A 17,712-nucleotide genomic window follows, 5' to 3' on the forward strand; every position below is an offset into this window, starting at 1 on the left:
GTTGCGAGCGGCCGTCGCCGTCAACCGGCGCGCACCGACGGGTGCCAGCCGGTCGCGGCGCGCTCGGCCAGGGCGATCAGGCCGTAGAAGGCCGACCCCGCCAGCGCCGCCAGAACGATCTCGGCCCAGACCATGTCGAGGGAGAGCCGCGCCGCCTCGATCGAGATGCGGAAGCCCATGCCGACGATCGGCGTACCGAAGAACTCGGCCACGATCGCCCCGATCAGCGCCAGCGTCGCGTTGACCTTCAGGGCGGTGAACAGGAAGGGCAGGGCCATGGGCAGGCGCAGGCTCAGGAGCGTCCGCCCGTAGCCCGCGGCGTAGGTCCGCATCAGGTCGCGCTCGATCGGGCCCGTGGCGGCGAGGCCGGCGCCGGCCTGCACCAGCATCGGGAAGAAGGACATCACGGCGACGACCGCGGCCTTCGACGGCCAGTCGAAGCCGAACCACATCACCATGATCGGGGCGATGCCGACGATCGGGAGCGCGGAGGCGACGTTCGCCACCGGCAGGAGGCCGCGACCGAGGACGGGCAGCCGGTCGGCCAGGATCGCGACGCCGAGGCCCGACAGGCAGCCGATCGCGTAGCCGGGCAGGGCCGACTTCAGGCAGGTCTGGACGAAATCCGCCCCGAGGACGGGCAGGGCGGCGGCGAAGCGCACGGCGATCGCCGAGGGCGGCGGCATCAGCACGGCGGGCACGCCCGCGCCCACCACGACGGCCTCCCACAGGACCAGCACGAGGATCCCGAACAGCAGCGGCACGGCGAGCCGCACGAGGCGGCGGCCCGTCGCCGTGCCCGGCTCCAGGGCGGCGAGGTCGCGCGCGGCCAGCGTGGCGACGAGCCAGACCAGGAAGGCAGCGATCCAGAAGCCCGGCCCCGCCGCGCCGGCCGGGACGGGCCGGTGCGCGGCGGCGGCGAGCGCCGCCCCGCCGATCAGCGCGGCGGGCACGAGCAGGCCGATCCGTGCGGCGCGATGGCTCATCGGGTGCTCCCTGGGGCGTTCCCCGCGGGGCGGGTGCCGAGGGCCCTGTTCGCGGCGCCCTCCGCGAGGCCGATCCCCTGGACGAGGAGCGCGGAGAGCGCCGCCGCCGCGAACAGGGCTGCCCAGATCTGGATCGTCTGGCCGTAATAGGAGCCGGCGAGCAGCCGCGCCCCGAGCCCGGCCTGCGCCCCGGTCGGCAGTTCGGCGACGATGGTGCCGACGAGGCTTGCCGCCACCGCGATCTTCAGGCTGGCGAACAGGTAGGGCAGGGCGGCCGGCCAGCGCAGGCGCGCCAGGATCTGCCCGCGCGAGGCCGAATAGGTCCGCATCAGGTCGCGCTGGATCCGGTCGGGGGCGTTCAGCCCCTTCACCATGCCGACCGTGACCGGAAAGAAGCAGAGATAGGCCGCGATCACCGCCTTCGGCAGCAGGCCGGTCAGGCCGGCCGCGCCCAGCGCCACGATGATGATCGGCGCCACCGCCAGGATCGGCACGGTCTGCGACGCGACGATCCAGGGCATCAGGCTCGCCTCGACGCTGCGCAGGTGCACGATCGCGACCGCGAGCGCGATGCCGAGCAGCGCGCCGATGGCGAAGCCGGCGAGCGTCGCCGAGAGCGTGACCCAGGCGTGGTAGACGAGGCTGCGCTTCGAGCCGAGCGGCACGCCGACGATGCTGCGCGACAGCTCCGAAAGCACCTGATGCGGTGCCGGCACGACGGGCCGCTCCTGCGCCATCGTCGCCGCGGCGATGTCGGCGGCGCCGGGCGCCGCGCCGGCCCGCGCCAGCGCGTCCGCGGCGCCGTTCCAGTTGCCGACCAGGGCGGCGAGATACCAGCCGGCGAGCAGCGCCAGGACGACGCCGGCCACGGGCAGCGCCCGGCCGCGCAGCGTTGAAGCCGGCTTACGCATCGTACGCGTGACCGGCGCGCAGGCCCTCGCGCACCCGCTGGCCGAGGCGCAGGAATTCGGGCGACTCGCGCAGCTCCAGCGGACGCTCCCGCCCGAGCGCGGTGCAATCGACGATGTCGACGATCCGGCCGGGACGCGGCGACATCACCACCACGCGGGTCGAGAGGTAGACCGCCTCGGGGATCGAGTGGGTGACGAACAGGACCGTCTTGGCGGCCTTGCGCCACAGCGCGAGGAGCTGCGCGTTGAGGTGGTCCCGCACGATCTCGTCCAGCGCCCCGAAGGGTTCGTCCATCAGCAGGAGTTTCGGATCGAAGCAGAGGGCGCGGGCGATCGAGGCCCGTTGCTGCATGCCGCCGGAGAGCTGCCAGGGAAATTTGTTCGCGAAGCCGGTGAGCTGGACGAGGTCGAGAAAATGCGCCACCCGCTCCCGGCGCTCCGCCCTCGGCACACCGAAGATCTCGAGCGGCAGCGCGACGTTGCGCGCGATGGTCCGCCAGGGATAGAGGGCGGGCGCCTGGAACACGAAGCCGTAGTCGCGCCGCAGCCGTGCCGCCTCGGCGCCGACGCCGTTGACCGTCAGTTCGCCGCCGGTCGGCCGTTCGAGGTCGGCGACGCAGCGCAGCAGCGTGGTCTTGCCGCAGCCGGAGGGGCCGATGAAGGAGACGAACTCGCCCGGCGCCACCGCGAGATCGACATCGGCGAGCGCGTGAACCGGCCCGTCGGCGGTGGTGTAGGTCAGGGACAGCCCACGCGCCGCGATGACGGGCGCCGCCGGCACCGCGCGCGGCGCCGCTGGCTCGAAGTCGGGCGGCTCTTTGAGGGCGAGGGCGCCGGCAGGCGACATGGCAGGATTTCGTTCCGTGGATTTCGGTTCGGCTCTCGATCGGTCGTCCGGGAGCCGGGGGCGGCCCGAGAAGGCGGACCCGCCGGACATCCGCGCACCGCCGGATCGAGCATTTTCCGTGCCGTCCACGACCGCCGTGATGAGCGTGCCGAACGGCGCGACGGTGTCCGGCGGGTGGGCGGCGTTGCGCAGGTCGCGGGCGGACGAGGCGCCGGTCACGGTTTAGGCGCTCCTGAGGGTCAGCGCCGGCCCTTCGGCGGGGCGGACCCCGACGGCGCGGGCGGATCGCGTCGGCTCGGCCAGGTCGGATCCGCCGCGCGGCGCGCGGGCAAGCGTGCGGAAGCGACGCTCGCTGTAGAGCAGCGCGTCGGCCTGCCCTGTCGCGGCGAGAGCCTCGACGGCGCAGTAGAGCACGTCGTGGCTGCCGACGGCGTGGCGCCCGACGATGCGGCAGTCGAAGCTGACGAGGGCGTCGGTCAGCGCGGGCGCTTCGCTGCGCAGCCGCCGCCAGGTGCCCGCCGCGAAGCGCTCGTCCATGGGCGTGCGACCCCCGAACAGGGCCGCCACCGTCTCGTGGCCCGCGCCGAGGGTGCTCACGCAAAGCGTTCCGTTGCGGGTGAGGGCGGCGAAGGCGGAGGAGGCGCGGTTGACGCAGACGAGCAGCGTCGGCGGCGCGTCGCTGACGCTGCACACGGCCGAGGCCGTGAAGCCGGCCCGCCCGCCCGGACCGTCGGTGGTGATCAGATGCACCGCGCTCGCGAGCCGGGACATCGCCTCGCGGTAGGCGGCCGCATCGACGGGGACGGAGGCGGCGCTGTCGGGCTCGGTCATGCGGCGGCCTTTCGTGAGGTCGGGGCGTGTCAGGGACTTGCGAGAAATGCGAGGAGCGTGCGGTTGAAGGGTTCGGGGCGGGTGACGCTGTGGGCGTGGCCGCCGTCGGGCGCGAGGTCGAGGCGGGCGTTGGGGAGCCCGGCCGCGAGGGTCTGCGAGGCGGTGAAGGGCACGAGCACGTCGTCGCGCGCGGCCATCAGCAGCGTTTCATGCGGGATGCGAGCCAGTGCGCCGGTCGCATCGAACGCCTCCAGCGCGGCGATGCGCGCCAGCACCGTCCCCGTGCCCGGGAAATGCGCCAGAGCCTGCGCCTCGTCGGCCGCGACCCGCGCGGCGTTCTCGGAGAGCCACGGCGCCGGGTAGAGGAAGATCCCCTGTGCCCGCACGAAGGCCTCGGGCCCGGCTTGCCTGAGCAGCGCCTTGCGGGCGGCGAAGCAGCGGCGCGTCGCCGGGTCCATCGCCGCCCAGCCGTTGATCACCACGATCCGGCCGACCCGCTCGGGATGGGTCAGGGCGAGTTGCAGGGCGATGAGGCCGCCGAGCGCGTGGCCGACGATGTCGGCCGTGCCGATGTCGAGGTGGTCGAGCAGGTCGAGGACGTCGCGGGCCATGGCCGCGATGTCGTGGCCCGGTTCGAGCGGACCGGGGGAGCGCCCGGTGCCGCGGTGATCGTAGGTGACGACCCGGAAGCGCTCGGCGAGCGCCGGCCGTTGCGGTGCGAAGTAATGGGCCGAGCCGCCGAGCCCGGGCGAGAGCAGCACGGTGCGCCCGCTGGCCGGCCCGTGCAGTTCGTGATGGACGGGCGCGGCCATCGCCTCAGGCCGGCTTGCCGATATGGGCGACCGAGGCGATCTCCACCAGCGCCGCCGGCTTCACCAGCCCGCACTGGATGCAGTAGCGCGCCGGCTTCTCGCCGGGGAAGTACTCGGCATAGACGGCGTTGATCGCGCCGTAATCGGCCCAGTCCTTGAGAAAGATGTGGTTGAAGGTGACGTCGTCCATCGAGCCGCCCGCGGCCTCGACGACGCCCTTGATCGTCTCCAGCACGTGCCGGGTCTGCGCACCGGCATCGCCCTCGTGGACGACGTTGTTGTCCCCGTCGAAGGCGAGGGTGCCGGAGACGTAGAGCACGCCGTCGGCGAGCGTGCCGGGCACGTAGGGCGCGAGCGGCTTGCCGGTGCCGGGGGGGATCACGACGGTCTTGGGCATGGGGTCCTCCGGTCAGGCAGGGATGCGGCGGGCCTCCGGCCGGGCGAGCGCGGCCTCGAAGGCGGCGACGTCCGACACCCAGCCGAAGAAGGTCTCGATGTTGAAGAGCGCGCCCTCCTGCAGGCTCGGCGGGCCGGCCTGATGGGTGGCGTCGGCGAGCACGATCCCGAAATACTCGCGGTGGTAGCCGTCCCGCAGGGTCGATTCCACGCAGACATTCGTGGCGATGCCCGTGAAGACCAGCGTACGGATGCCGCGTGCCCGCAGCATGCTGTCCAGCGGTGTGTTGTAGAAGCCGCTGTAGCGCGGCTTTCCCAGGACGATGTCGCCGGGCTCCGGCGTCAGCGCATCGACGAGGGCGTAGTCCCACGTGCCCTTGGCGAGGAGCCGCTGGTTCATCTCCGGCCGGCGGCGCATGGTCTTGAGCGCGTTCGACTTGTGCCAGTTCGGCGAGCCCGGCCCCCCGGCCTCGACGTAGTCCGGATCCCAGCCGTTCTGGAACCAGACCACGAGGAGGCCTGCCGCGCGGGCCGCCGCCACGGCCCGGGCGATCCGCTCGATCACCGGCCCGGTCGCCGACACGTCGAAGCCGGCCAGATCGAGGTAGCCGCCCTTGGTCGCGTAGGCGTTCTGCATGTCGACGACGATGAGCACGGCGGCGTCGGCGTCGAAGGCGATCGGCTCCGGGCGTGCCGGCAGCGTGACCGCGCCGTGGCGGCCGGACGGGTCGCGGTAGCCCGCGGCTGCGCCGGTCTCCATCACGCCACCTCCGCCAGCATTTCGCCCGTGACGTGCCGGCGCGAGCGCATCAGCGGCTGGATCTTCGTGCCGAAATCGTCGAGGCCCTTCAGGAAATCGTCGAAGACCAGCAGCACGCCGCCGGTGCCCGGCACGGTCACCACCTCGTCGAGCAGGGCGGCGACGGTGGCGTAGGATCCGACCAGGGTGCCCATGTTGATGTTCACCGCCGAGGTCGGGTCGGCCATCTGGCGGATGTTGGTGTCGGCACCGGACTTGGTGTCGGCCGCACCCTGGAGGCCGAGCCACGCGATGGCCGCCTCGTCGGCGCCGGCCTTGTAGTGCTCCCACTTGGCGCGGGCCGCCTCGTCGGTCTCGTCGCTGATGACCATGAACAGCACGTAGGAGGAGACGTCGCGGCCGGTCTTCGCCTTGGCCTCCTCCAGCCGCTCCACCGTCGGGGCGAAGGCGGTCGGCGTGTTGACCCCTTTGCCGAAGCAGAAATTGTAGTCGGCGTAGGTCGCGGTGAAAGCCATGCCGGCGGCGCTCTGTCCGGCGCAGATGATCTTCATCTCTCCTTGCGGCCGCGGGCTCAGGCGGCAATCCTCCATCTGGAAGAACTCGCCCTTGAGGTCGCTGCTTCCGGTCTCCCACAGGTCGCGCAGCACCTGCGCGTATTCGGAGAGATATTCGTAGCGGCGCCCGAAATACGCGTCGCCGGGCCACAGCCCCATCTGGGAATATTCCGGCCGCTGCCAGCCGGTGACGAGGTTGATGCCGAAGCGGCCGTTCGAGATCGAGTCGATGGTGGAGGCCATGCGGGCGACGATCGCCGGCGGCAGGCACAGGGTCGGCGCCGTCGCGTAGAGCTTGATCCGGCTCGTGACCGCCGCGAGCCCGGCCATCAGCGTGAAGGATTCGAGATTGTGGTCCCAGAACTCGGTCTTGCCGCCGAAGCCGCGCAGCTTGATCATCGAGAGCGCGAAGTCGAGACCGTACTGTTCCGCCTTGAGCGTGATCTGCTTGTTGAGCTCGAAACTCGGCATGTACTGCGGCGCATTCTCCGACAGCAGCCAGCCGTTGTTTCCGATCGGGATGAAGACGCCGACATTCATGGTCTGATTTTGGGCCTGGGTCATGACGAACCCCCGCTCGCTTGTCCGGCCGGCGCTCTGCAGGGCCAGCGACAGGTCGCGACGGTAGCGAATCAGACCATTTGGTCAAACTCTCGGAGCCGATATTTGACCGTTTGCACAAACTCTCCGCGTCATGCCCGCTCGACGGGCCGTCTCTGCTTACGGCCCATGCGGTTTCGTCCGGTTTTCTTCGGTCGCGGCGCGGGGCCGGCACGAATCAGGTCAGACCGAGGCTCGCCAGGATCAGTCTCTGGGTGCTTTCGACCGTCTGCTCGAAGAAGTCTTCGTCGCTGAGGTCGCGACCCGTGATGGCCTCCACCTGCACCGCGAAGTCGGCGTAGTGCTGGGTGACCGCCCAGATCGCGAAGACGAGGTGGCGGGGATCGTGCGGGGCGATCCGCCCGTCCGCGATCCAGCCGCGCAGCACCGCGGCCTTGGCCTCGACCAGCGCCCGCAACGGACCTTCGAGTTCGGCGCGCAGGAGCGGCGCACCCTGCACGATCTCCAGGCAGAACAGCCGCGAGGCCCGCGGTGCGTCCCGGGACAGGGTGATCTTCGAGCGGATGTAGCGCCTGAGCGCCTCGGCCGGTTCGGATTCCGCATCGAGCGCCTGGAGCGGGTCGAGCCAGACATCGAGCACGCGCCGCAGCACGGCGACGTAGAGGTCTTCCTTGGTGCGGAAGTAGTAGAGCAGGTTCGTCTTCGAGAGGCCGGCGCGGACGGCGATCTGGTCGAGGCTGGCGCCGTGCAGGCCGACGGTGGAGAAGACCTCCAGTCCGGCATCGAGCACGGCTTCCCGGCGCAGGGCGCCGTCGCGTCGCTGTCGGCGCGCAGGGGCCGCGATGCCGCTTCCGACCACGCCCGTGCCTCCCAATCCCTCACCGCCCCTCGCGCGGTCCTCGGATCACCTATCCGATCCCGCGCGCGCGACCAATCGCCGGCACCGCTCAGCGTGCGCGCCGCCTTAGGCCGTGCGGCGACCGGACCGGTCCTCCCGCGCGATCGAAGGCCGTCACGCGAATGCGATGATCCAGGGCTCGCCGAACAGATGCTCCTCGAGGTTCACCCCGGGGCCGGACCGGTCGATCACCCAGAAATCCTGGCGCTTGTCGAGCGGCGTGAGAACGCCGTGCCACGTGCCGATCGCGTAGCAGACGCCCTGACCGAGCCCTGTGACGAAGGCCTGCGGACGGCCGGGCGCGCCATTCTCGTCCGGGCAGACGACCACGAGGAACGGTGCGTCGTTCAGTGGGATGAAAGCTTGGGCGCCGAGCGGGTGACGCTCGACGAGGTTCAAGCGGAGCGGCAAGGCGTAGGGGTCGGCCTCGACGGCACCGATCACCACCTGCCCGTCCGGGTCCGCGACGGCCACCGGCGCGAGGTCGTGGAAGCGGCGGGCCTTGCCGGCGTTCATCGGTCGCGGGGCGACGGCCGCCTTGTCGATCACCGTGCCGAAGGGCGCGAAGGCCTCCCGCGTCAGGGGCTCGATGGAGATCTGCCGCCCGCTCATCGAGACCCCCCGAACGGCGCGAGCGCCGCGTGCCGGTTCACGTCCTTGTAGAGCAGATACCGGAAGGGACCGGGGCCGCCCGCGTAGCAGGCCTGCGGGCAGAAGGCGCGCAGCCACAGGAAGTCGCCGGCCTCGACCTCGACCCAGTCGCGGTTGAGCCGGTAGACCGCCTTGCCCTCCAGCACGAACAGACCGTGCTCCATCACATGCGTCTCCTCGAACGGGATCGAGGCGCCGGGCCGCAGGGTGACGATATTGACGTGCATGTCGTGGCGCAGGTCCTCGGGCGGGACGAAGCGGGTGGTGGCCCAGGCGCCGTCCGTGTCGGGCATCGCCGTCGGGGCGACCTCGGATTCGTGGGTGACGAGGGCCGGCGGACAGGCGATGCCCTCGACGCGCGCGTAAGCCTTGCGGATCCAGTGGAAGCGGGCTGGCTCGGTTCCCTCGCCGCGCAGGCTCCAGGCCGCCCCCGGCGGCAAGTAGGCGTAGCTCCCGGGGCGCAGGGCATGCGCCTGTCCTTCGAGGACGAGACGGAGGCGGCCGCCGACCACGAACAGCACACCCTCGGCTCGGGCGTCGGGCTCCGGCCTCTCGCTGCCGCCGCCGGGCGCCACCTCCATCAGGTACTGCGCGAAGGTCTCGGAGAAGCCCGACAGGGGCCGCGACAGCATCCAGGCCCGGGTGCCGTCCCAGAACGGCAGGACGCTGGTGACGATGTCGCGCATCACCCCCTTCGGGATGACGGCGTAGGCCTCCGTGAACACCGCCCGGCCCGTCATCAGCGCCGTCTGGGAAGGCAGGCCGCCGCAGGGCGGATTGTAGGAGGAAGCGGTCATTGCGAGGGATTCCGGTGTCGCGAAGTCGGGCAGGGATCTCGGACCAAGTCCGGTTGATCCGTTCGGGGTGGCGGATCTGGACCGCGCTCAAGCGCCGCGCGGGCTTGGTGATCCGGCCTCCGCTTTGATCGGGCGGAGACCGGATCAGCGCCCGGCGTCTCTCAGCCAGGTCGCGATCACGCCGCGCTCCTCGTCGGTCATCTCGGTCACGTTGTTGGGCGGCATGTTGTGCGTCAGCACGACCTGCCGCCGGATCGCCTCGGCCTGACGGCCGATGGCCTCGGCGGTATCGAGATGAACGCCCTTCGGTGCGACGCCGATCCCGTCCCAGACCGGCTCGGCCGCGTGGCACATGGCGCAGCGCCCCGCGACGAGTTCGACGACGTGGTCCGGCGGCGCAGCGCGCCCGTGCCCGGCCGAGGCCAGGGCGACGGCCGGCGGGCCTTCGGCCTGCGGCGGCAGGCCCAGCAGCGAACGCCCGCCGGCGCTTCCGGCGACGGCGAGGACGAAGGCGGCGGCCAGGCCCACCGAGGCCGCGGCCCAGGCCCACCAGGGCGAGCGGGCGTGGTCGGCATGACGGACGTTGTAGAAGTAGCGGATCACCGCGCCCGAGGCGGTGACCAGCGCGACGATGAGCGGGATCGTCGCCTTGGAGTCGAACAGCATCGGATAGTGGTTCGCGATCATCATGAGGACGACCGGCAGGGTCAGGTAGTTGTTCTGCGCCGAGCGCTGCTTCGCCTGCTTGCCGAGGCTCGGATCCGGCCGCTCCCCGTTGAGCAGCGCGGCGACGACCTTGCGCTGGTTCGGGATGATGATGAAGAAGACGTTGCCGGCCATCCAGGTCGCCATCAGGGCGCCGGTATGGATCAGGGCCCCGCGGCCGCTGAACACCTGCGAGAAGCCGAAGGCGGAAAGCGTGATGGCGAGCAGCCCCACGGCGGCCAGGCCCGTCTCGCTCTCGCCGAGCTGCGAGCGGCAGATGCGATCGTAGACCAGCCAGCCGAGCGCCAGGGCCGCGATGCCGAGCGCCGCCGCGACCGGGGCCGACAGGTCCATCACCGCCGGGTCGACGAGGTAGAGGCGCGATTGCGCGTAGTAGATCCAGGCGAGCAGCACGAAGCCCGACAGCCACGTCGTGTAGGCCTGCCACTTGTGCCACGTGAGGTCCGGCGAGAGATGCTCCGGCGCGACGAAATACTTGCGCATCTCGTAGAAGCCGCCGCCATGCACCTGCCAGGCCGCGGCGCCTTCGCCGGCCGGGATCTCCGGCGTCCGCTTCAGCGAGGTGTCGAGATGCATGAAGAAGAACGACGAGCCGATCCAGGCCATCGCCGCAACGATGTGGAGCCAGCGCAGCAGCAGGCTCCCCCATTCCCAGACGAAGCTCTCCACGGCCGCTTCCTTCCCTGTCCGGCTGCGATCCTACCGCTGCGAGCGGGCTTGTATGCCCATCAAATTCCTTGCCAGTTCTCGAAATTTTCGTGAAATCCGGTGGAAGTCACGGCAGGCTGCGGGGCGCGGAGGGGGGATGCTGTCTCTGGAGAGTGTCCGCATCTTCATGCGCGCGGCGGAGACCGGCAGCTTCTCGGCGGCGGGCCGCTCGCTGCGTCTGTCCGCCTCGGTGATCAGCTACCGCGTCCAGACGCTGGAGGAGCATCTCGGCTGTCTGCTGCTGACCCGCACGACGCGGCGGATGAACCTGACGGAAGCCGGCCGCGTCTTCTACGACCGCTGCCTCGACATCGCCGCCTCCGTGGAGCGGGCGGAGAAGAGCGTCGAGACCCAGGGCGCCGCGCCGCGCGGGACGCTGAAGGTCACCGCCCCGCTGAGCCTGGGCCGGCGCGTCGTGGCGCCGCTGATCCCCGCCTTCCGCGAGCGCCATCCGGAGACCGACGTCCACCTCCGGCTGTCCGATCACCTGCTCGACCTCGTGCAGGAGGCGGTCGACGTGGCGGTCCGTCTCGCGCAGATGCGCGACTCGACGTTCACCCTGCGCAAGGTGGCCGATGTCGAGCGGATCCTGTGCGCGTCGCCGGACTATCTCGCCGAGCATTCCGCCCCCGAGAGCCCGGCCGAACTCATCGATCATTCCTGCCTGCTGCTGCGCTTTCCGGGCTCGGAACAGTTCCGCTGGAGCTTGCGCGACGGCGACGAGATCGTGACGCTGCCGGTCTCCGGGCGCATCGACGCGGACGACGGCGACGTGCTGACCGAATGGGCGATCCAGGGGCAGGGCGTCGTCCTCAAGCCCGTCTTCGAGGTGGCGCCCTACCTCGCCGACGGCCGCCTCGTGCCGGTCCTGCCGCGGACCCCGCCGCTCCCCGTCACACTCGGCGTGGTCTATCCGTCGCGAAAAATGCTGCCCAATCGTGCCAAGACCTTCGTCGAGATGACGACGGAGGCCCTGCGCGCCCATGTCGGCGCCCAGCTCGACCTGATCGGCCGGCGCCTGACGCGGTAGGATCCCGGAGCCGGGGGCCGCTCGCGCGCGGATCAGCCCGCCGACGGCAGCCGGTCCTTCAGGCGCAGCCACGCGATCCGCTCGATCTGGCGCAGCGCCTCCTGGAACTCCTGCTCGGGCTCGTTGCGCAGCCGCGCCTCGAACGCCGCCAGGATCGCCTCCCGGCTGCTGCCCTTGATGGCCATGACGAAGGGCAGGTCGAAGCGCGCGCGGTAGGCCGCGTTCAGCCGCTCGAACCGTGCCAGCTCCTCGGCCGGGAGCGCGCCGAGGCCGGCGCTGCCCTGCTCGGCGGTGGAGGCCTGCGTCAACTGCCCGGCCTGGGCGAGCCGTCCGGCGAGTTCGGGATGGGCGCGGATGAGGGCGCGCTGCCGCTCGGCGGGGAGGCCGCGCAGGGCGGCGACGAAGGCGGCATGGAGTCCCTCCGCGCTGTCCTCGCGGGCGGTCAGGCCGGCCTGCCACGCCCGGAGCGCGATCTCCGGCGTGTCCTCGAAGACGTCGCCGAAGCGGGTGAGGAACTGCGCCGCGCTCATGGTGCTCGGGCGCAGGGCCTCGGCCGGGTGCCGCGCCGTCCAGTGGCGGGCGATGTCGATGCGGCGCGCCAGCCAGACGCCGTCATGGGCAGCGACGTGGTCGAGGAAGCGCGACAGGGCGGCGATGCGCCCGGGCCTCCCGACCAGACGGCAGTGCAGGCCCACCGACATCATCTTCGGCGCGGTCGCGCCTTCCGCGTAGAGCGCGTCGAAGCTGTCGCGCAGGTAGGCGAAGAAGTGCTCGCCGGTATTGAAGCCCTGCGCGGTGGCGAAGCGCATGTCGTTCGCGTCGAGGGTGTAGGGCACGACGAGGCCGGTGCCGGCCCGCCCGTAGAGCCAGTAGGGCAGGTCGTCGGCGTAGGAATCGGCGAGATAGGCGAAGCTCCGTTCCAGGCCGAGTTCCAGCGTGTTGACGGAGGAGCGGCCGGTGTACCAGCCGAGGGGGCGCTCGCCCGTCACCGCCTCGTGCAGGCGGATCGCCGCATCCATCTGCGCCGCCTCCTCCGCGCGCGGCATGTCACGGTAGTCGATCCATTTGAGGCCGTGGCTGGCGATCTCCCATTCCGCCTCCCGCATCGCGGCCACCGCCTCCGGGTTGCGCGCGAGCGCCGTGGCGACGCCGAACACCGTCACCGGCACGCGGCGTTCCGTGAGCAGCCGCCACAGCCGCCAGAAGCCGGCGCGGGAGCCGTACTCGTAGAGCGACTCCATGTTCATGTGGCGCTGGCCCGGCCAGGGCGCCGCGCCGACGATCTCGGAGAGGAACGCCTCGGAGGCGGCGTCCCCGTGCAGGATGCAGTTCTCGCCCCCCTCCTCGTAGTTGAGCACGATCTGCACGGCGATCCGGGCACCGCCGGGCCACTCCGCCCGCGGCGGCGTGCGGCCGTACCCGATCATGTCGCGGGAGGTGTGCATCGGTGATCCCCGGGTCTGCCGCGCAGGTCTTGCGCGGATGGTTGCGGAGGCGCCGACGATAGCGCCGGGCAATTCCGACGATCTGTCGGACTTTTTCAAAGCTGCTCCCGAAAATCCGGGATGGTGCGCGCAGCCCGATCTGCAAGGGTTGGGAGAAGCGTCACGGGGCCGGTCATCGCCGGGCTGCCGGGGTCGCGGTCGCCCGACGGCTTCGGAGGAACCTCATGTCCGTCGCACCATCTGCCGCGCCGCCCGCGGATGCCAGACGGCTCACCACGCACGTGCTCGACACGGCCGCCGGACGCCCGGCGGCGGGGCTGACCCTTCATCTGCTGCGCATCGAGGGCGATTCCCGCATACCTCTCAAGACGGTCGCGACCAATGCCGACGGACGCTGCGACGCGCCCCTCCTCGCGGGCGACGCGATGGAGCCCGGCACCTACGAAATCGCCTTCGAGGTCGGCGCCTACTTCGCCCGCTCCGATGGCACCCCTCCGTCGTTTCTCGACATCGTGCCCGTGCGGTTCCGGATCGCGCCCGAAGGCCCGGACGCCCCCGTTCATCTCCATGTCCCGCTCCTGATCGCCCCCTACGGCTACAGCACCTATCGCGGAAGCTGAGCCTTAGTCGCTTCCAAGTCGCCCGGCCCGGCGGCGGCGCGCGCGACGCGGAGCCGGTCCCGCGCGGTGAGCGCACCGCGCAGGATCGAGGCGTATCCGGTGCAGCGGCAGAGATTGCCGGCGAGCGCGGCCCGGATCTCCGCCTCGCCCACCTCCGACGCGCGGCCGAGCAGGGCGGCCAGCGCGAGGACGAAGCCCGGTGCGCAGTAGCCGCACTGGAACGCGTTCTCGTCGATTAGGGCCGCGCGCACGATCGCGACGTCCGAGCTCGCTTCGGGGTGGTCGGCGGTGACGATCTCGGCCCCGTCCAGGCGATAGCCCATGACGAGGCAGGCGTTGACCGGCCGCCCGTCCATCAGCACCGTGCAGGCGCCGCAGCGTCCGATCCGGCAGCCGGGCTTGGCCGCCGTGAGCCCGTGATCCTCGCGCAGGATGTCGAGCAGGCTCCGGGCGGGATCGTCGGGCGGGGCGACGTCGCGCCCGTTCAGGCGGAAGCGCGGCGGGCTCATGCGACGGCCCCCGTCGCGAGCGCCTGCAGGATGGTTTCGGGCGAGAACGGCGCGGCGACGGGCCAGTGGCCGATCGCGTCGGCCACTGCCGCGGCGATGGCCGGGGTCACCGCGCCGATGCCGAGTTCGCCGACCCCGCGCGGGCCGTAGGGGTCGCCGGGGTCGAGATCCTCCAGAGCGAGGACGCGGCTCTCCTCCGGCGCGTCGGCGATCGTCGGCATCAGGTAGCCGTCGAGGTTCGACGCCCCGTAGCGCCCCGCCTCCATCCACGCATCCTCGGTGAGGGTGAAGCCGACGCCCTGCACGCCTCCGCCCTCGATCTGGCCGAGATAGGCGGCGGCGTCGAGCACCGGACCGGCCGCCGTGTGCTGGTGCAGGTCAAGCACGCGGACCTGCCCGGTCACGCGGTCCACGGCGACGCGGGCCAGGGTCGCGCCGAAGGCGAAGAGGTAGCGGGCGTTGCCGGCCGCGTAGTCGGCCTTGGGAAATTCGAATGCGGCGTGCGCGCGCGGCAGCGCCTCCGATGCGAGCCCGGCGGCGAGTTCGGCGAATCCGAGGAGCGGACGCCCGCTGTTCGAGCGCGCGTCGCGGATGCCGCCGGGGCCGAGCGCGAGGCTGCTCGCGCCGTCCGCCGCCCGGCCGAGGCGGCGCGCCGCCGCGTCGAGGAGGGCGCGGGTGAAGGCGGGCCCCGCCCGCCGGGCGCCCTCCCACACCACGAAGGTGCCGCGCGAAGCCGTGGTGGAGCCTGAATCCGGGCTGCGCCCGGTATCGCCGGTCACGGGGCGGATATCGGCGCGATCGACGCCGAGGCGCGCGGCGACGGCGCTGCGGATCGCCGCCTGCAGCCCTTGGCCGATCTCGTCGAGGCCGTAGAGCGCCTCGATCGCGCCGTCGGGCGCGAGCCGCAACGCGACGGCGGCGCGGTCCTCCGGCAGCGAGCCGAGCCCGTTGCCCTGATAGTTGAGCGCGAGCCCGACGCCGGTCGGGGCCCCTGCCGGCTCCGAGGCCGTGGACCAGAGCGGGCTCGCCGCGGCGGCGTCGAGCATCGCGGCGAGGCGCTCGCTCGGGCCTACCGCCTGGCCGAAGAAGCCAGGGCTGCCGGGCGGGCGCAGGTTGCGGCGGCGCAGTTCGACCGGATCGCAGCCCACGGCCTCCGCGAGGCGGCCGATCTGGCACTCGATCGCGAAGGTCATCTCGTTGGCGCCGAAGCCGCGGAAGGCGCCGCAGGTGCCGTTGTTGGTCGCCACCAGCCGGGCCACGCCCTCGACGTTCGGAACGACGTAGGGGCCGCAGCAATGCTCCAGCGCCGTCTCGATCACCGCGGGGCTCAGGGACGCGTAGGCACCGCCATCCGCGGTCAGATCGGCCGAGATGGCGATGAGCCGGCCCTGCGCGTCGCAGCCGGTGCGCATGCGGATGCGCATCGGGTTGCGCTTGACGCCGGCCGCCACCGATTCCGCCCGGTCGAGGTGGAGCCGCACGGGGCGCCCGGTCTTCACCGCGAGGAGTGCCAGCGCGGGTTGCACGGTCAATTCGTCCTTGCCGCCGAAGGCGCCCCCGGTGGGGCTGGTGACGACCCGGACCCGCGATTCCGGCCAGCCGAGGATGCGCGCGATCTGGAGCCGGTCGCGGGCGCCGTGCTGTCCGCCGGCGCGGATCGTCAGGCTGCCGTCGGCCTCGATCATCGCCCAGCCGCCCTCGGTCTCGAGGAAGCCGTGCATCTGCCGCGGCGTGACGTAGGTGTCCTCGACCACGTGGGCGCAGGCTGCGAACGCCGCCTCGGCGTCCCCGCGCGCCACGCGCACCTCACGGCGCAGGTTGCCCTCAGGATGGAGCCGCGGCGCGTCGGGGGCGAGCGCCGCCTCCGGGGTATCGAGGACGGGCAGCGGCGCGTAGTCGACGCGGATCAGGGCGAGGGCGGCGTTGGCCGTGGCCGCGTCCAAGGCGGCCACGGCGGCGACGGCGTCGCCGACATAGCGCACGCACTCGCCGCAGAGGGCGGGCTGGTCCTGCAGCATGATCCCGTAGGCATTGAGCCCCGGCACGTCGCGATGGGTCACCACGGCGGCGACGCCGGGCAGCGCCTCGGCCGCCGCGGTGTCGATCGACAGGATGCGGGCGTGCGGCCGGCCGGCGCGCAGGATACGGCCGACGAGCATGCCGGGCTCCCGCGCGTCGGTGAGATAGGCGAGCCGCCCGTGGACCTTGTCGGCGATGTCCGGGCGCCTGTGCCACCCCGCCGGATCGGCCTTCCGCGCGATCACCCGCTCGCCCGCCGGCGACGGCGCGGCGACGGGCCGGTGCCGGGAGCGACCTCGTGTGGCGGGAAGGGCTCCGATCCCGCCGAGCCCGGCGACGAGGGCGTTCGCCGCCGCGAGGCGACGGTAGCGGCCGCTGCGCAGGCGATCGTCCGGTGCCTCGATCTCGGCCAGGAGCGCGGCGTGGAGGGCCACCCAGTCGATCGATTCAAGCGGCCGGCCTGTGAGGAGGGCTTCGGTGCGGGGCAGGCGCTGCGGGCGCACCGGGCCGCCCCCGACCGCGAGGCGGGCCGCGCCGACCCCGCCGCCGTCGAGGGGAAGCAGGCCGGCGACGCCGACGGCGCTCGGGCTGAACGCCGCCCGCAGGCCCACCTTGCGCAGCGTCGCGGGTGACCCTTTCGGCTGCGTCGGGACCGTCACGGCAAGGATGAGGCTCGCGGGCTCGGGGGCCTGCCCGAGCCAGTCCGCGAGCGCCACCCACCGTCCTCCCGCTGGCGTCAGGAGGTCGAGGCCGGCGTCGAGGGCGAGCAGGCCGGGCAGGCCACAGCCCATGCGCCCCGCGATGTTGCCGCCGAGGCTCGCCAGCGTGCGAACGGCCGGCGCGGCGACGGTCCGCACCGCTCGGGCCAGAAGCGGCGCGAGCCGGGCGACGCTCGCGTCCGCCTCGATCTCCGCGAGCGGCGTGGCGGCGCCGATGCGCAGACCATCGCTCGACGCGGCGATGCCGCGCAGATCGGGCAGGTCCGACAGGTCGATGAGCAGAGCGGGGCGCGCCGCGCCGGCTGCCCAGTCGAGCTGGAGCGCGGTGGCACCCGCAGCCACCCGGGCCTCCCCGCCGTGCCGGGCCAGGGCCGCGAGCGCCTCCTCGGCGTCGCGCGGCCGCAGGACGTGCAAGGGGGGTCGGCTCATGCCGTCGCGGTCTCCGCGTCCCAGAACGCGGCCTGGAGCGCGGCGGCCTCCTCGGCCAGCAACGGGCCGATCACCTCCACGGTGCGCTGCCCGGCCGCGAACACGGTGCGGCAGGGCAGGTCGAGGGTTGGGTTCTCGGCGTGGGCGCCGGTCTGGGCCTTCAGATCGCGCTCGCTCTGGCCATAGACCACGCGGCCGATCCCGGCCCAGTAGATCGCCCCCGAACACATCGCGCAGGGCTCGGCCGAGCTGTAGAGGGTGCAGCGAGCCAGGATCTCCGGCCCGTGCGCCCGCGAGGCCCGGCTGGCGAGCAGGCGCTCGGCATGGGCCGTCATGTCCCGGCCCTCCGCCGTGAAGCCATTGCCCTGCTCCATCAGCACCGCGCCGTCCGGGCCGACGAGGATGGCACCGAAGGGGTGGTCGCCGCCCGCGCGGGCTGCGCGGGCGACGTCGAAGGCGCGGCGCAGGTAGGTTTCGTGATCCGGGGTCTCAAGCATGGATGG

18 protein-coding genes are annotated in these 17,712 nt (G+C 72.3%); 2 read left to right on the plus strand and 16 right to left on the minus strand.

The genetic code is table 11. The features are described 5' to 3' along the window. Window positions 1-20: 20 nt before the first annotated feature. The 12 genes from ABS772_RS14210 to ABS772_RS14265 form a co-directional block, all read right to left on the minus strand. Window positions 21-986: an ABC transporter permease gene (locus ABS772_RS14210; protein WP_350395483.1), complete on the minus strand. Its 966-nt coding sequence runs from the start codon at window positions 984-986 to the stop codon at window positions 21-23. Beyond that, window positions 983-1,897 (minus strand): ABC transporter permease, encoded by a 915-nt coding sequence (locus ABS772_RS14215; protein ID WP_350395485.1) that lies wholly within the window; start codon window positions 1,895-1,897, stop codon window positions 983-985. Before ABS772_RS14215 ends, ABS772_RS14210 begins: the two co-directional genes overlap by 4 nt. Then, on the minus strand, window positions 1,890-2,744 hold the full coding sequence (locus tag ABS772_RS14220; protein ID WP_350395636.1) for an ABC transporter ATP-binding protein: 855 nt from the start codon (window positions 2,742-2,744) through the stop codon (window positions 1,890-1,892). Before ABS772_RS14220 ends, ABS772_RS14215 begins: the two co-directional genes overlap by 8 nt. Window positions 2,745-2,966: 222 nt before the next feature. Next, window positions 2,967-3,575 carry an NADH-dependent FMN reductase RutF gene (rutF, locus tag ABS772_RS14225; RefSeq protein ID WP_350395486.1) on the minus strand — a complete coding sequence of 203 codons (609 nt, stop codon included), beginning with the start codon at window positions 3,573-3,575 and terminating at the stop codon, window positions 2,967-2,969. A 29-nt stretch (window positions 3,576-3,604) separates the two neighbouring features. After that, window positions 3,605-4,387 (minus strand): pyrimidine utilization protein D, encoded by a 783-nt coding sequence (gene rutD / locus ABS772_RS14230; RefSeq protein WP_350395488.1) that lies wholly within the window; start codon window positions 4,385-4,387, stop codon window positions 3,605-3,607. Between the two features lie 4 nt (window positions 4,388-4,391). Further along, window positions 4,392-4,784 (minus strand): pyrimidine utilization protein C, encoded by a 393-nt coding sequence (rutC, locus tag ABS772_RS14235; RefSeq protein ID WP_350395489.1) that lies wholly within the window; start codon window positions 4,782-4,784, stop codon window positions 4,392-4,394. A 12-nt stretch (window positions 4,785-4,796) separates the two neighbouring features. Next, the gene (rutB, locus tag ABS772_RS14240; protein ID WP_350395490.1) at window positions 4,797-5,543 is read right to left on the minus strand and encodes a pyrimidine utilization protein B; all 747 of its coding nucleotides are present in this window, start codon (window positions 5,541-5,543) and stop codon (window positions 4,797-4,799) included. After that, a complete protein-coding gene (gene rutA, locus ABS772_RS14245) occupies window positions 5,543-6,637 on the minus strand; it encodes a pyrimidine utilization protein A (RefSeq protein WP_350395638.1) in 1,095 nt (364 codons plus the stop codon). The genes rutB and rutA overlap by 1 nt, the downstream gene beginning before the upstream one ends. Before the next feature lie 238 nt (window positions 6,638-6,875). Continuing rightward, window positions 6,876-7,517, minus strand: coding sequence for an HTH-type transcriptional regulator RutR (gene rutR, locus ABS772_RS14250; protein ID WP_350395492.1), 642 nt, complete (start codon window positions 7,515-7,517; stop codon window positions 6,876-6,878). A gap of 153 nt (window positions 7,518-7,670) precedes the next feature. Continuing rightward, the gene (locus ABS772_RS14255; RefSeq protein WP_350395493.1) at window positions 7,671-8,168 is read right to left on the minus strand and encodes an ureidoglycolate lyase; all 498 of its coding nucleotides are present in this window, start codon (window positions 8,166-8,168) and stop codon (window positions 7,671-7,673) included. Further along, window positions 8,165-9,004 carry a bifunctional allantoicase/(S)-ureidoglycine aminohydrolase gene (locus ABS772_RS14260; RefSeq protein WP_350395494.1) on the minus strand — a complete coding sequence of 280 codons (840 nt, stop codon included), beginning with the start codon at window positions 9,002-9,004 and terminating at the stop codon, window positions 8,165-8,167. The genes ABS772_RS14255 and ABS772_RS14260 overlap by 4 nt, the downstream gene beginning before the upstream one ends. Window positions 9,005-9,148: 144 nt before the next feature. Next, window positions 9,149-10,399: a urate hydroxylase PuuD gene (locus ABS772_RS14265; RefSeq protein WP_350395495.1), complete on the minus strand. Its 1,251-nt coding sequence runs from the start codon at window positions 10,397-10,399 to the stop codon at window positions 9,149-9,151. Window positions 10,400-10,535: 136 nt separating this feature from the next. Here ABS772_RS14265 and ABS772_RS14270 point away from each other — a divergent pair, with 136 nt between their 5' ends. Continuing rightward, window positions 10,536-11,468 carry a LysR family transcriptional regulator gene (locus tag ABS772_RS14270; protein WP_350395497.1) on the plus strand — a complete coding sequence of 311 codons (933 nt, stop codon included), beginning with the start codon at window positions 10,536-10,538 and terminating at the stop codon, window positions 11,466-11,468. Window positions 11,469-11,500: 32 nt separating this feature from the next. Here ABS772_RS14270 and puuE read toward each other — a convergent pair whose 3' ends face one another. Further along, on the minus strand, window positions 11,501-12,913 hold the full coding sequence (gene puuE, locus ABS772_RS14275) for an allantoinase PuuE (RefSeq protein ID WP_350395498.1): 1,413 nt from the start codon (window positions 12,911-12,913) through the stop codon (window positions 11,501-11,503). Between the two features lie 224 nt (window positions 12,914-13,137). On the opposite strand from puuE, the gene uraH reads away from it, so the two are divergent. Continuing rightward, window positions 13,138-13,533 (plus strand): hydroxyisourate hydrolase, encoded by a 396-nt coding sequence (gene uraH, locus ABS772_RS14280; protein ID WP_350395499.1) that lies wholly within the window; start codon window positions 13,138-13,140, stop codon window positions 13,531-13,533. On the opposite strand, the gene ABS772_RS14285 is transcribed toward uraH, so the two are convergent. Genes ABS772_RS14285 through ABS772_RS14295 form a run of 3 tightly spaced genes read right to left on the minus strand, consistent with a single transcriptional unit; the run spans window position 13,518 to window position 17,706 of the window. After that, window positions 13,518-14,042 carry a (2Fe-2S)-binding protein gene (locus tag ABS772_RS14285; RefSeq protein WP_350395500.1) on the minus strand — a complete coding sequence of 175 codons (525 nt, stop codon included), beginning with the start codon at window positions 14,040-14,042 and terminating at the stop codon, window positions 13,518-13,520. The genes uraH and ABS772_RS14285 overlap by 16 nt on opposite strands. Further along, entirely contained in the window at window positions 14,039-17,209 is a 3,171-nt protein-coding gene (locus ABS772_RS14290; RefSeq protein ID WP_350395501.1) for a molybdopterin cofactor-binding domain-containing protein, read from the minus strand. Before ABS772_RS14290 ends, ABS772_RS14285 begins: the two co-directional genes overlap by 4 nt. After that, entirely contained in the window at window positions 17,206-17,706 is a 501-nt protein-coding gene (locus ABS772_RS14295; RefSeq protein ID WP_350395502.1) for a nucleoside deaminase, read from the minus strand. Before ABS772_RS14295 ends, ABS772_RS14290 begins: the two co-directional genes overlap by 4 nt. Between the last annotated feature and the right edge of the window lie 6 nt (window positions 17,707-17,712).

The organism is Methylorubrum podarium (genome assembly GCF_040270385.1).
Taxonomy (GTDB): domain Bacteria; phylum Pseudomonadota; class Alphaproteobacteria; order Rhizobiales; family Beijerinckiaceae; genus Methylobacterium; species Methylobacterium podarium.